This is a genomic window from Clostridium homopropionicum DSM 5847, from assembly GCF_001263795.1.
Lineage (GTDB): Bacteria > Bacillota > Clostridia > Clostridiales > Clostridiaceae > Clostridium_H > Clostridium_H homopropionicum.
The window spans coordinates 1-12,862 of the sequence record NZ_LHUR01000029.1; the positions used below are offsets into that span (position 1 = coordinate 1).

The 12,862-nt window shown below is 30.1% G+C and carries 14 protein-coding genes; 7 read left to right on the forward strand and 7 right to left on the reverse strand.

Annotation, left to right across the window (positions count from 1 at the left end; all coding sequences use genetic code 11):
- The first annotated feature begins 189 nt into the window (after window positions 1-189).
- The 3 genes from CLHOM_RS12430 to CLHOM_RS12435 all read left to right on the forward strand — a co-directional run bounded on the left by CLHOM_RS12430 (window position 190) and on the right by CLHOM_RS12435 (window position 3,155).
- Window positions 190-1,329: a helicase-related protein gene (locus tag CLHOM_RS12430; RefSeq protein ID WP_052222024.1), complete on the forward strand. Its 1,140-nt coding sequence runs from the start codon at window positions 190-192 to the stop codon at window positions 1,327-1,329.
- Window positions 1,330-1,444: 115 nt separating this feature from the next.
- The gene (locus CLHOM_RS18385; RefSeq protein WP_161803226.1) at window positions 1,445-1,594 is read left to right on the forward strand and encodes a hypothetical protein; all 150 of its coding nucleotides are present in this window, start codon (window positions 1,445-1,447) and stop codon (window positions 1,592-1,594) included.
- The gene (locus tag CLHOM_RS12435) at window positions 1,545-3,155 is read left to right on the forward strand and encodes a recombinase family protein (protein WP_052222025.1); all 1,611 of its coding nucleotides are present in this window, start codon (window positions 1,545-1,547) and stop codon (window positions 3,153-3,155) included. Before CLHOM_RS18385 ends, CLHOM_RS12435 begins: the two co-directional genes overlap by 50 nt.
- Before the next feature lie 14 nt (window positions 3,156-3,169).
- Here the strand turns inward: CLHOM_RS12435 and rlmH are convergent, their stop codons facing one another.
- From rlmH to CLHOM_RS12465, 6 genes are all read right to left on the reverse strand, one after another.
- On the reverse strand, window positions 3,170-3,649 hold the full coding sequence (gene rlmH / locus CLHOM_RS12440) for a 23S rRNA (pseudouridine(1915)-N(3))-methyltransferase RlmH (protein ID WP_052222026.1): 480 nt from the start codon (window positions 3,647-3,649) through the stop codon (window positions 3,170-3,172).
- Complete coding sequence (locus CLHOM_RS12445) at window positions 3,646-4,500, reverse strand: response regulator (RefSeq protein ID WP_052222027.1); 855 nt, start codon at window positions 4,498-4,500, stop codon at window positions 3,646-3,648. Before CLHOM_RS12445 ends, rlmH begins: the two co-directional genes overlap by 4 nt.
- Window positions 4,501-4,564: 64 nt before the next feature.
- Window positions 4,565-5,068, reverse strand: coding sequence for an SEC-C metal-binding domain-containing protein (locus CLHOM_RS12450; protein WP_052222028.1), 504 nt, complete (start codon window positions 5,066-5,068; stop codon window positions 4,565-4,567).
- Window positions 5,069-5,142: 74 nt separating this feature from the next.
- The gene (locus CLHOM_RS12455) at window positions 5,143-5,712 is read right to left on the reverse strand and encodes a GerMN domain-containing protein (RefSeq protein WP_052222029.1); all 570 of its coding nucleotides are present in this window, start codon (window positions 5,710-5,712) and stop codon (window positions 5,143-5,145) included.
- Window positions 5,713-5,727: 15 nt separating this feature from the next.
- Window positions 5,728-6,510 (reverse strand): MBL fold metallo-hydrolase, encoded by a 783-nt coding sequence (locus CLHOM_RS12460; RefSeq protein WP_052222030.1) that lies wholly within the window; start codon window positions 6,508-6,510, stop codon window positions 5,728-5,730.
- Between the two features lie 31 nt (window positions 6,511-6,541).
- Window positions 6,542-7,801 (reverse strand): UDP-N-acetylglucosamine 1-carboxyvinyltransferase, encoded by a 1,260-nt coding sequence (locus CLHOM_RS12465; protein WP_052222031.1) that lies wholly within the window; start codon window positions 7,799-7,801, stop codon window positions 6,542-6,544.
- Window positions 7,802-8,114: 313 nt separating this feature from the next.
- Between CLHOM_RS12465 and CLHOM_RS12470 the strand changes: the two genes are divergently transcribed.
- The 4 genes from CLHOM_RS12470 (at window position 8,115) to CLHOM_RS12485 (ending at window position 11,155) form a co-directional block, all read left to right on the forward strand.
- Window positions 8,115-8,660 carry a hypothetical protein gene (locus tag CLHOM_RS12470; protein ID WP_052222032.1) on the forward strand — a complete coding sequence of 182 codons (546 nt, stop codon included), beginning with the start codon at window positions 8,115-8,117 and terminating at the stop codon, window positions 8,658-8,660.
- A gap of 152 nt (window positions 8,661-8,812) precedes the next feature.
- Window positions 8,813-9,298: a dUTP diphosphatase gene (locus CLHOM_RS12475; protein WP_052222033.1), complete on the forward strand. Its 486-nt coding sequence runs from the start codon at window positions 8,813-8,815 to the stop codon at window positions 9,296-9,298.
- 70 nt (window positions 9,299-9,368) lie between these two features.
- Window positions 9,369-9,800 (forward strand): DMT family transporter, encoded by a 432-nt coding sequence (locus tag CLHOM_RS12480; RefSeq protein ID WP_052222034.1) that lies wholly within the window; start codon window positions 9,369-9,371, stop codon window positions 9,798-9,800.
- Window positions 9,801-9,961: 161 nt separating this feature from the next.
- Window positions 9,962-11,155 carry a S8 family serine peptidase gene (locus CLHOM_RS12485; protein ID WP_052222035.1) on the forward strand — a complete coding sequence of 398 codons (1,194 nt, stop codon included), beginning with the start codon at window positions 9,962-9,964 and terminating at the stop codon, window positions 11,153-11,155.
- A 393-nt stretch (window positions 11,156-11,548) separates the two neighbouring features.
- Here the strand turns inward: CLHOM_RS12485 and CLHOM_RS12490 are convergent, their stop codons facing one another.
- Window positions 11,549-12,793, reverse strand: a complete 1,245-nt coding sequence (locus CLHOM_RS12490) for a competence/damage-inducible protein A (RefSeq protein ID WP_052222036.1) — start codon at window positions 12,791-12,793, stop codon at window positions 11,549-11,551.
- Between the last annotated feature and the right edge of the window lie 69 nt (window positions 12,794-12,862).

A 12,862-nucleotide genomic window follows, 5' to 3' on the forward strand; every position in this document is an offset into this window, starting at 1 on the left:
TAGAAAAGAGTTCATGAATAATAAAAAGGATGTAATTAACACCCTTATACAATCAAAGTAAAATTTTTTACCTAATCTATGTACTTTTTGAATGGTACTTTTGTGTACTTTTAAATTATTGTTGACAATCAGACTGGAGTTATATTAAAAAATAGCTTATTAACATTCAAAAATTCCCTAAGAATATACATGACTTCTACCCCTGAAGAAATTTTCCCAGTAATTTTACAAAACGAAAAATCTTTAGGGAATACTACTACTAGTTCATTATGTTATATAAATTATGGTAATAACGCTATTATTAAACCCAAAGAGCTATTACTATACGATTTTAGACGTGATTATTCTTATATAAAACCAAAATATTTTAATAGTAAAAATGAAATTATAGAACTGATAAAAAATGATATGTCTCAATCTAAATGGCTTGTTTTTGTCACTAATAAAAAAGATGGTGAAGAATTTGTAAGACAGATAGGAAATGATACTGTTTTTATTACTGCAAACTCTAAAAAATCTAAAAATAGAGATGGTGAGATTTATGCTGAAATAGTAACTCAAGAAAAATTCAGCTGTAAAGTATTGGTTAGCACAAGTGTAATGGATAACGGTATCAACTTCAAAGACGATATTTTAAGAAATATCGTTTTATTTACAAGTGATAGAACTGAATTTATCCAGATGCTAGGAAGAAAAAGAAGAACTGATAATGAAAATTTAAATCTTTATATTTGTGCTAGAGATAGCTTATATTTTAATGCAAAATTATATAACTTAAAGCAACAAATACAAGCTATATGTTGTTTTAAAAGTAATCGTTCATCATTCGCGAAACAATATTCTATCGGTTCAGTAAGTGGTGTTGAATTGTTTAAGGGTTTATTTTATTTTGATGATAATTTAAACATTTGCATTAATGAACTAGCTGAAATAAAGATATATAATGATAAATTGTTTTATGAAAGTATCATAAGTGAACTGAATGATGGAATTAAGGAGGCTTTTATCAATAAACAACTTTCATGGATTGGATTAGAAAAAACATATAATCCATGTTCATGGGTATCCTATGTTGATTCCGACAAGAATAAAGCTGTTTTTTTTAAGTTTTTAGAATATTATTGTGATACTGACTTGTCAGATAAAGATTTTTATTCCTTTGGTGTAAAATTTAAAGAGCTTGCTAATATTGCATATGGAAAACAGCCAGGTGATAGACCTGATCGTAATTATAAAGAAGTAAAAATGCGTAGTTTTTTTAAAAGATACAACTTGGATTATGATATAGCGGTTAAGAATAAAGTATATACTTTGAGGAAAATTACGTAAAAATGACTATATATTATATATATGACAATATTTAATTATTAATTTCAAAATCAAAGATTAATTGGACTTATTTATTTTCTAAATTTATAAGAACAAAGGAAAGGAGCGTCTATTAATGGACAACCTAAATATGAAAAAACCTACATATGATGTAGTTATTGAAATTTTATCTGAGATTCTTTTAAATAAAATAGACTCAAAAGGAGGAATTTACAATGAAAAGGGCAGTGATTTATGCAAGAGTGTCGACAGCAGAGCAAGCTGAAGAAGGGTATTCAATTGATGCACAGATAGATACTGTAAAAAACAAATGCGTTCAGGAAGGAAGAGAAATAATCTGTGACTATATTGATAGAGGAATTAGTGGTAAATCTATTTCTAAGAGGCTTCAGTTGCAAAAGCTCTTAGAGGATGCTAAGCAAAATAAGTTTGATGAAGTATGGGTATGGAAAACCAATAGACTTGCTAGGAATCATCTTGACTTATTGAAAATAGTAGATCATTTAAACAAATATAATATTGGATTTAAAAGCTGTTCCGAATCTTTTGATACCTCTACTCCTACTGGTAAACTTTTAATGAACGTTTTAGCATCTATTGGAGAATTTGAAAGAGAAACCATAGTTGAAAATGTAAAAATGGGCATGAAACAGAGAGCAAGAACTGGAAAATGGAATGGAGGATTAGTATTAGGATATAAATCTGTTCAAAGTGAAGATGATGAGAATAAAACTGAGTTAATTATTGTAGAAGAAGAAGCTGCTACCATAAGATTAATATTCCAACTTTATTCAGAAGGTAAAGGACTAAAAAGTATTTCAAACTATATGAATTCTCATGGGTATAGATCTAAAAAGGGGAACTTATTCTCTATTATAACTATTAAAGAGATTCTTATGAATCCATTATATACTGGTACAATAAGATATAACTTAAGAGAAAATTGGAACGAGAAAAGAAGGCGAGGTATAAATAAAAATCCTATAATTGTTGATGGTCAACATGATGCAATTATCTCCAAAGAATTATGGGATAAAGTCCAAGAAATCTATAGCCAAAAATCTCAAAAACCACAGAGAGTATTCGCAGGAAGCTATCCACTATCAGGTATATTGAAATGTCCAGTATGCGGTTCTTCAATGGTAGCAGGAAGATCCAAGAAAAAGAATAAAAATGGAACATGTAAAATCCATCGTTACTATTATTGCGGTGCTTGGCGGAACAAAGGACTATCTGCCTGTAATCCTAATGCAATAAGAGCAGATGAAATAGAGCAGCAAGTATTTAATAGACTTCGTAAGGTTCTATCAGATGAAAGAATATTAATTGATGTAGTTAAAAGGATGAATGAGAAAAGGCAAAACACTATAAAACCATTAGAGCATAAATTAAATCAGATTGATAAATCACTATCAGATCTAGAAAACAGAAAAAATAGGGTATTCGAGCTATTTGAAGAATCTATTATTGATAAGCAAACTTTATCTAATAGGCTATCAAAAACGTCAGATGAGATGAGTGATCTTATATTAAACCGCGAAGAAATATTAGATAAACTAAAATCTCATACATCAGAGAAAATTGAGTTTAAAGTAGTTAAACATCTTATGCATACATTTAACGGATTACTTGAAAACTCAGATTTTGATAAGAAAAAAACCTTGCTTCATCTAGTCATTAATAAAATAATTGTTAAGGATAGAAAAAATGTTCAGTCTATTATTCTACAATTTAATAATGCAGTGCAAAAGACTATTATGGGTATAGGAAAAGATGAACCGTCAGACGATGATTCATCTTTTTTCAGCTTTTCATTAGAAATATAAATAAAAGTTTGCCGTTACTTATGGTACGGTTCCCCTCCAATAATCCTAAACCCCCTATATACCTGCTCTAAGAGCATAACCCTAAAAAGCTGGTGAGGAAAGGTCATCTTTGAGAAAGACAATTTAAAATCCGCTCTATTTAAAACTTCCTTTGATAATCCCAATGAGCCTCCGATAATAAAGGCAAGATTGCTGTTTCCTTTTATTCCTGAATCGCTAATTAATTGAGCTAAATCCTCCGATGATACCATTTTCCCTTGTATATCTAAGGCTATAACATACATATTGTCCTTAATATGCTTTAGTATGCTGTTTCCCTCTTTTTCTTTAATAAGCAACTCTTCCTTTTCAGAGGCATTGTCTGGAGTCTTCTCGTCATTTAGTTCCACTATATCCAGCTTGCAGTATCTAGTCAGTCTTTTGCTATATTCATCAATGGCAGCCTTTAAATATTTTTCTTTTATTTTGCCTACGCAAATTACAGTTATGTTCATCTTTTTTCCATCTTCTTTACTTCATTAATTTTCTCTACGGTTATATCTTTTGCTTTTATAATCAATTCTTTTTTGTCATTTCCATCCTTAGGGTAATCAGTAAATACACATGCTATGAATATATCTTTGAAAAGGTGGTTCTTTTCTTTTAAGCTAGAGAAAAGTAAGTTAATATTGTGAGTTACCTCTTCTTTAGTTCTTTCACTAATATCATAAAAGCTTGCACAAAAGCTCTGTAAGCCAAGTCTAAGAATGCCCTCATCTTTTTTAAGTATTTTCTTTACGTAAGGATATAATATATTTGTTAGATTTTCATATTCTTTTTCTATATCAGATGTAAACTCTTCAACAGTCTTAAATATGGTAATCATGCATATAGAAATATTTTTACTCTCTTCATTATCTTTTTTGATATCTGCAGCACCCTTAATATTTGTTTCTTTAGCAGCTTCAGCTTGTGATGTATTAGCTTTCTTAATAGTTTTTCCCTTTTCTATATCTCCAACAATCCTCTTTAATAATAGTTTTTCATCAAAAGGTTTTAAAATATAGTCAACAGCTCCTGCCATTATACTCTTTGCAAATTCTCTTTTCCTATTTTCAGTGGTTACTATTAGTATGGGAATATTTACTCCCTTGCTCTTTAATCTTTTTATAATTTCTATGCCACTTTCATTCCCTAAATTTAATTCTGTAATTATCAGATCTACTTTATAATTCAATTCAGCCAATGTATTAAAAAACTGAATAGAATTTATAGCTTCATATACATTTATATCATAGTCGGAAACAATTTCTTTGACTTTGCTTCTAATATAAGCTTTATTATCCAATATTATTATATTTCTCATAATCACAGCCCCTTATGTATATTTAAAAAACCTTACATCATCATGTAAGGTTTTAATTTAAGCTTTAGGCATTTGCTCCACAGCATTTTTTATATTTCTTTCCACTTCCACAGATACAAGGATCATTTCTACCTATTTTATCTTCTTTAACTACAGTTTTAGAAGCTCTCCATTGCTTTACTATTTCTTTTCTCTTTTCTTCTGAGAAAATTCCATCCCATTGTGGTAATGTATATAAGTATTCAGCTTTTGCATCTACCATATTAAAATATAATTTATCATAATCTATGTTTAAGCTAATTTCTGTATCTTCAGTAATGTTCTCCATATCTAATGCTTCAGTAAGGCTATCATTAATACCATCTAAAAATCCAACGAAAAATTTTATTTCTGTTTGAAATTCTTCTGCTAGTGTTTGAACCTTTCCTGAAACAATCTTTCCATGGTTTGCTAATATCTTTGAGTATATTTTTTTCTCCATTTCACCGTATTCTTTCCAGAATGCAGCTTCTCCTTTATGTTTTACATAATCGACAACCATATTTGTCCAACTTTCGTATAGGCTCATTGTTAATTCTCCTTTTGTAAATTATATTATACTATAATCCATAATATTATAATAAAGTTTTACTATTTTTTCAATTATTTATTTTTAATTAAAGCTATATCATTGTTATTGTAAGGTTTTGAAATATTAAAATTTCCACCTAAAGTATCGACATTTTTACTGTCGACTAAAATCTTTACTTTATCTACTGATTCAAGTTCTGTTAAGGATAAGGCTATACTTCTAAGACATGCTTCTTCCCTTATAGCTGTCATTTTGTATTTTGCATTACTACTTAAGTTTATATAAGCAATTTTATCTTTAATTGAAAAGCTAAGGAGCTTTGTTCCTTTAGGAAAAATTGGCTTTAATTGACTTCCAACAGAGGGCCCCTTTATGAGTTCTTGAATTATGATTTCACCAATAAGTTCCTCTTTATTAATAAGCCTTTCTTCTTTAATTGTTTCTGCCTTTTTTTCATCTGCTGAACCATCAAAATATAAATTTAATTTAAACCATTCATCATTTGAATCTGATTTAGATACCTTTAGATTTTTTATCTTTTCGCCATTATTTACAAATGGCATATTATTACTACAGCCAATAAACAGGGATAAAACTGACATAATTAGTATTGCTAGTATAAGTTTGTTAATTTTACCCATATAATACATCTCTCCTTAGAATTCAATGTAATTACTTGGCATGTCCCTTTTAGCCATTGTTACAAACACATCTTCATTGATCTTTACTCCATTTTCTCTTAAAACACTTACTACTGTTTCATAGGCCAATTCAGGATAGTTATTTGTTTTACTTAAATGCCCTAGGACAACTCTCTTACAATTATACTTTAACATATTTACTATTGCTTTGCCACAATCATAATTTGATAAATGTCCAACGTTACTTAATATTCTTCTCTTTAGATTATATGGATATGGCCCAAATTTCAGCATTTCTACATCATGATTACTTTCAAGCAGGACAATATCTGAATTCCTTATGCCCTTATCTACTTCCTCTGAAAAAAATCCTAAGTCTGTTGCAATGCTGACTTTAGTCTTTCCATCATAAACTGAATATCCCATTGGATCAGCAGCATCGTGAGGTATCCTGTAGCTTTTAATATTCATATCCTTTATGTCTACTGTATCCTCTATTATTTTTATATTCTCTTCTTTAATTTTCCCTATGGTTTTCTCCATACCCTTCCATGTAAGTTTGTTGGCGAAAATAGGTATACCATATCTTCTAGATAAAACTCCCACTCCCTTTACGTGGTCTATATGTTCATGAGTAATAAAAATTCCGTCAATGTCCCTAGGGTCTTTACCTATGCCTACAAGAGCATTTTCTATGCTCTTACCTGGCAATCCAGCATCTATAAGTATACTTCCTTTATCAGAAGCAACAAATATACTATTCCCACTACTTCCACTATATAAAGGACAAAAAATCATTATACCTTCTCCATTCGTAACTACATTTATATTAGTTGTCTATTTCTCTTGTAATGTTTGCTCCTAATGCGTTGAATTTCTTTTCAATAAAAGGATATCCTCTGTCAATATGTTCTATGTTAGTAACCTCAGTTACTCCATTTGCTATAAGTCCTGCTATTACCATAGCTGCTCCTGCTCTCAAATCAGTAGCTCTAACTCTTGCACCGCTTAAGTTTTGTACTCCTTCGATTATAGCAAGGTTATTCTTAACACTAATATTAGCTCCCATTTTTTTAAGCTCATCTACATGTTTATATCTGCTTTCCCATATACTTTCGTTAACTATACTTCTTCCTTTGGCTATGCTTAAAAGCGTTGTCATAGGTTGTTGAAGGTCTGTAGGAAATCCTGGGTAGGGAAGTGTTTTTACATTTACTCCTCTTATCTCTCCAGTTCTTTCTACAGTTATGCTGTCGCCATTTTCTGATATATCCACTCCCATTTCTACAAGCTTCGCGGTTATAGATTCTAGATGCTTAGGTATAACATTATTTATATTTATTTTTCCTCCACAAGCAGCTACAGCAATCATATAAGTTCCCGCTTCTATTTGATCTGGAATTACACTATAATTGCATCCTGATAATTCTTTAACTCCATTTATTTTAATTACATCAGTTCCTGTACCTTTAATATCTGCTCCCATGGTGTTTAGAAAATTAGCAACATCAACTACATGAGGCTCTTTTGCAGCGTTTTCAAGGACAGTTTTCCCTTCTGCAAGAGCTGCAGCAAGCATTACATTAATTGTAGCGCCAACACTTACTACATCAAAATAAATATTAGTGCCAACTAACTCATCAGCCTCCACAACTACTGCACCATGCTCTATAGTAACCTTTGCTCCTAAAGCTTCAAAGCCTTTAATGTGCTGATCTATTGGTCTTACACCTATAGAACATCCTCCTGGCATTTCAACTCTAGCTTTTTTAAATCTTCCTAAGAGGGCTCCAATTAAATAATAAGAAGCTCTCATACGTCTTACATCTTCTGTATTTGCATCATTGTTATTTATTGTAGTACTATCTATAGTTACAGTATTCTTATCTCTTTTAACTTTTGCTCCTAAGCTATGTATAATTCTCTCAATGCATTCTGTATCACTAATTTGAGGTATATTATCAATAACACAAATTCCTTTACTAGCCATTATAGCTGCAGGAAGAATGGCCACTGCTGCATTCTTTGCTCCACTTATCTCTATGTCACCATTTAATGGTTTTCCACCGTTAATAATCAGTTTTTCCATGTGATTATCCATCCTTATTTCTAATTTTATTATATTCCAAACCTATATACTTTTTTAATATTCATTTAAAAAGAACCTTTAAGATTTTTATTCATATATTTATCACAAATTTTATTATAGCATATTAATAAATATTTTTAATACAAATTTTTAATAATATTATAATGTAACTTTATAAAAAATTAATATTAATAATCATATTTTCATTCAACTTAGAAAAACTATTATTGAAATTATATCTAAAGTTTGAAATAGACAAATTATACAAATATGATATAATAACAATAAAAATTATTGTAGTCGGGGGATTAAAATGAAATACACTTTAGTTGCATTATTTGATAATGAGTCTAATAAGCTCATTGAAGTGACTCAAAAAAGCCTATGTAAAAAGTATAAGCTATATAAAACAAATCAACAATTTTATATTCCTATACAATCCATTATTGATCCTGAACTAGATAAATTTAATAAAATTGTTTTAGATACAATTAGCCCTTATAAAAAATTTAAGGTTCAAATTAATCCAAATTTTTACCTAGATAAATCTCAAAAGACAATAAACTTAAAGGTAGAAAATAGAGGATACATAACTAGAATTGCACGTAATATAACGGACACTCTCTCTTTAAGCGGATTTAACGTTAATCTAGATAAATGTCAAGATTTATTCATTTCTATTGCTAATTCAAACTATACCTTAAGGAAAACCCTTTCAGCTGAGGCTCCTAATGCCTTAACTTCAAAGGATGAGGATATGTCCTTTGACTTTGGTAAAATAAATCGTTTAGAACTATGGAAGTCTGTAAATAATAAGAAAGATGTCTTAGTAAAAGACTATCCTCTTCGTGAATATTAATACTTGATTTTAAACCGATTTCAAGTCCTAAAACTTGAGGTCGGTTTAAATATTTTAACAAAATTTTAATGTAAACGATTAGTGAACTTTCAATATTTCACGTAATAATATAAAATGTATTTATACAAAGTTTGAAGAAAGGGGAAGCGTTTATGAACCTTGAAAAACTATTTAATTTACAAAGTATACTAGATAAAAGAATTCTCGAAGAACACAATCTGCACGGCAAGTCCTTATTTTCAAAAAAAATTTTAGCACTTCAAGTAGAAGTAAGCGAACTTGCAAACGAAACCCGCTGTTTTAAATTTTGGAGTAATAAAGGTCCCTCTTCTAAAGAAGTGATACTTGAGGAATATGTCGACTGTCTTCACTTTATTTTAAGCATAGGACTTGAAAAAAAGTATTCAGATTTAGAGCTAAATGTAAAGACTGAAAATAAAGAATTGACGAAAAAGTTTATGCATCTTTATCTTGATATTAATGACTTTGTAGTATGTCCTACTAAAGATAATTATAAAACTTTATTTGAAGATTTTTTGCATCTTGGTACAGAATTAGGTTTTTCATTTGAAGAAATCGAGGTCGCTTACCTACATAAGAACAGTATAAATCATCAAAGACAAGATACCGGCTATTAATTTATAATTTACCTTCCACTTTTAATAGAAATTTTATTTTAGGACATAATAATCATGGAAGGTGATTTTCATGTTTGGACTTATTTGTTCCATATTAGCAGGAATTTTTATGAGTATTCAAGGTGTCTTTAACACCCGTTTAAGCGAAAAAATTGGTCTTTGGGAGACTAATACTGTTGTCCAGGGGATTGGTTTTGTAATTACTTTTGTTATCATGTTATTTATAGGTAAAGGGAATATTCGGAATATATCCCTTTCAAATAAGCTGTATTTATTAGGAGGACCCTTAGGAGTTGCAATTATTTTTACTGTAATATGTGGTATTTCAAAGCTAGGTCCGGCTTATGCCATAAGTGCTATTCTCATTTCACAACTAATTTCTGCTGGGTTAATAGAAGGCCTTGGCCTTTTTGATTCCAACAAAGCTGCTTTTGGACTTAGTCAATTTTTAGGAATAGCCATAATGATTTTTGGTCTTATTATATTTAAATGGAAATCATAAGAACTAGTAAAATTTACTAGTTCTTTTTTTATTTATAAATTACTTTGTAAAGTCATATCTATTTAGTAAAATAAAAACATATTATTTATTAAGCATCTAATTAACAAATACAAGGGAAATTAACTATATTATTAATAGAGTAATATTTCAGGAGGATTTGTATGTTTTCCCTAAAAAAAAAGTTAGATATAAATTTGCATAATGCTCTAAAAAATAAGCTCTATAAAAATTATAGAGTTATTATACATTGCAAGGCTCTTCAAAATAAAGTTGAACAAAAACTAAAGACTTATAGATGTGAAATTATTCGTTCTATTCCTTCTATTGGCTGCATTTGCTCAACTATATCTTCAGGAGTTATAGAAAAACTTATTGAACTTCCTCAAATAGACTATATTACCTTTGATACATTCTGTTTGCTATGTGGGAATAGTGTTCTTTCTGCTAATGGTATAGCTTTTGAAAAAAATTATAAATTAACTGGAAAAAACATTGGTATTGGAATAATTGATACAGGAGTATATCCCCATCCTGACTTAAAAAAACCTGGCAACAGGATAGTAAAGTTTTTAGATTTGATAAATAATTTTAATTACCCTTATGATGATAATGGACATGGAACTTTTATAAGTGGAATTATAGCCTCCAGTGGGGAGAGCTCAAATGGTATGTATAAAGGGGTAGCTGAAAAAAGCAATATTTATATGATTAAAGCTTTTAATAAAATTGGCAGGGGATATATTTCTGATATATTATTTGCTTTAGAAACTTTAATAAATGAAAGTAGCGAACACAATATAAGGATTATATGTCTTCCCTTCGAAATGATAGATTATAACGAATCTATATTAGCTTTATTTTCAAATCTCTTTTATAAAGCTATCGAAAAAAACATAATTATAATAGTACCTAGTGGCCATAATAGTAACGTAGAAAACTCTATGAGGGGAATAGCTTTACTTAAAAATTGTATAACAGTTGGCGGCATTGATGATCTAAGAGAAAAGAGGCCATTTCTTTCAGCCTCTGCTGGTAACACCGGAAAAGCAGCAAAACCTGACTTATGTGCTGTATGTGTAGATATTTGTTCTTTAAATTCTGATACCAATTATATTTCTGAAAGGAACGGTCAAAAGATCTATCCTAGACCTCTTGAAACACTATATACTAATTACACTGGAACCTCCTGTTCAGCAGCCTTTCTTAGTGGAGTATGTGCACTATTACTAGAAAATAATCCCGATTTAACATATAAAGATATAGTCTCCTTACTTAAGATATCCTGCAACCTTTTAAATATACCTAAAAACCTCCAGGGTGCAGGAATTATTGATATAAAAAAACTGCTTCCCTAAAATACACTAAAAAAAGTATATGTAAAAAACCAGGTTAATTAGCCTGGTTTTTTATATGATAAAATGTAATTTTTTGCTACTTACATATACTTACTATAAAATATTTAAATGTAACCTGAATGAAATCAAAATAACGCCCCTGATATTTTGAACACCTCTTGTGGTTACTACTATAATTAATATACACAGTAACAAATCCTAATATTATTCAATGAATAATATTAAACCCCATTTTATTTTATGTCTAAGCCCCCTTTTGATGTCCCTATGTTTACCTACGAAACACATTTGTATCTAAATTAAGTACACAAAAATATTATCACCTTTCGGGGGTATTGTCAATGTTAATATATTACATTAGTTTAATAATTTATTGTTTTAATTCGCTAAAGTCTACTTTCCTAAACACTTTAAAATTTCTCTTCTAAGCCATTCCAGAGTCCTAATTACTGTTGCATTTCGTATCCTTTGCCTATCTCCAATCAAATTGAATTCCTTTGTTTTAACCTCACCTTTTATATATAAGCCAACAAATACAAGACCTACTGGTTTTTCATCGCTTCCACCACCAGGACCTGCAATACCAGTAGTAGATAATGCTATATCTGTTCCAGAAGCTTTAGCAGCTCCCTCTGCCATTTCCGCAGCGGTTTGACTACTAACCGCTCCGTACTTTTCTAAAACTTCCTTCTTAACCTTAAGTCTCTTTATTTTAGCTTCATTTGTATATGTTATAAAACCTTCCTTGAAAACTTCAGATATTCCTGGGTAATTTATTAATGTACCAGATAAAAGTCCTCCTGTGCAGGACTCTGCAATAGCTATTGTAAATTTATTTTCTACCAGAAGCTTTCCTACAACTTCTTCTATAGATACTTCTCCTTCTCCGTAAACAGCTTCCCCAAGCCTATCTCTTATTTCTTTTTCTACAGGTGAAATAAGCTCATTAGCTTCCTCTGGATCTTTAGCTTTTGCAGTAATTCTTAAAGTAACTTCCCCTTCTTTTGCGTATGGTGCCACTGTAGGATTAACGGAATTATCTATTATATCTTCTATCATTGAAGCAACTTTACTTTCTCCTATACCGATAATCCTTAATGTCTTTGATTCAAGGACTCCTTGTTGGAATTTTTTTAGATAAGGAATTAAACATTCTTCAAACATCGCTTTCATTTCTCTAGGCGGTCCAGGTAATACTGCTAATATCTTATCCTTCTCTTGAATTATGCAGCCAGGTGCAGTTCCTACACTGTTATTCATTATAATTGCATCTTTAGGAAAATACGCTTGTTTTATATTGCTTTTATCCATACTTATATTTATTGTATTGAAGAAATTTTCTATGCTCTTTAGAGACTCCTCATGAAGTACTGCTTCCTTTCCAAAATAATCGAAAGCTACCTCTTTTGTTAAATCATCCTTAGTAGGTCCAAGTCCCCCCGTTGTTATTACTAAATCTGCTCTGCTAAAAGCTAATTCATAAGCTTCCTTCAATCTTTCCGCGTTATCTCCTACTACAGATTGATGGTATACCTCTATACCTAACTCTGCTAGCCTATTAGATATATAATGAGCATTTGTATTTACAATATTCCCGAGTAAAATTTCTGTCCCAACAGCCAATATTTCTGCCTTCATCTTTTAACCTTCCTTCTTAAATGTGAAAAATGCTTCGCACTTTTCTTTTATTATATCAAAAAATCAAAT

Excerpts from the sequence above, each read along its gene's own strand:
- CLHOM_RS12490 (WP_052222036.1), bottom strand. The coding sequence starts at position 12,793 with ATGAAGGCAGAAATATTGGCTGTTGGGACAGAAATTTTACTCGGGAAT.
- CLHOM_RS12460 (WP_052222030.1), bottom strand. The coding sequence starts at position 6,510 with ATGATTTTTTGTCCTTTATATAGTGGAAGTAGTGGGAATAGTATATTT.
- CLHOM_RS18385 (WP_161803226.1), top strand. The coding sequence starts at position 1,445 with ATGGACAACCTAAATATGAAAAAACCTACATATGATGTAGTTATTGAA.
- CLHOM_RS12480 (WP_052222034.1), top strand. The coding sequence starts at position 9,369 with ATGTTTGGACTTATTTGTTCCATATTAGCAGGAATTTTTATGAGTATT.
- CLHOM_RS12465 (WP_052222031.1), bottom strand. The coding sequence starts at position 7,801 with ATGGAAAAACTGATTATTAACGGTGGAAAACCATTAAATGGTGACATA.
- CLHOM_RS12445 (WP_052222027.1), bottom strand. The coding sequence starts at position 4,500 with ATGAGAAATATAATAATATTGGATAATAAAGCTTATATTAGAAGCAAA.
- CLHOM_RS12475 (WP_052222033.1), top strand. The coding sequence starts at position 8,813 with ATGAACCTTGAAAAACTATTTAATTTACAAAGTATACTAGATAAAAGA.
- rlmH (WP_052222026.1), bottom strand. The coding sequence starts at position 3,649 with ATGAACATAACTGTAATTTGCGTAGGCAAAATAAAAGAAAAATATTTA.
- CLHOM_RS12450 (WP_052222028.1), bottom strand. The coding sequence starts at position 5,068 with ATGAGCCTATACGAAAGTTGGACAAATATGGTTGTCGATTATGTAAAA.
- CLHOM_RS12455 (WP_052222029.1), bottom strand. The coding sequence starts at position 5,712 with ATGGGTAAAATTAACAAACTTATACTAGCAATACTAATTATGTCAGTT.
- CLHOM_RS12485 (WP_052222035.1), top strand. The coding sequence starts at position 9,962 with ATGTTTTCCCTAAAAAAAAAGTTAGATATAAATTTGCATAATGCTCTA.
- CLHOM_RS12430 (WP_052222024.1), top strand. The coding sequence starts at position 190 with ATGACTTCTACCCCTGAAGAAATTTTCCCAGTAATTTTACAAAACGAA.
- CLHOM_RS12470 (WP_052222032.1), top strand. The coding sequence starts at position 8,115 with ATGAAATACACTTTAGTTGCATTATTTGATAATGAGTCTAATAAGCTC.
- CLHOM_RS12435 (WP_052222025.1), top strand. The coding sequence starts at position 1,545 with ATGAAAAGGGCAGTGATTTATGCAAGAGTGTCGACAGCAGAGCAAGCT.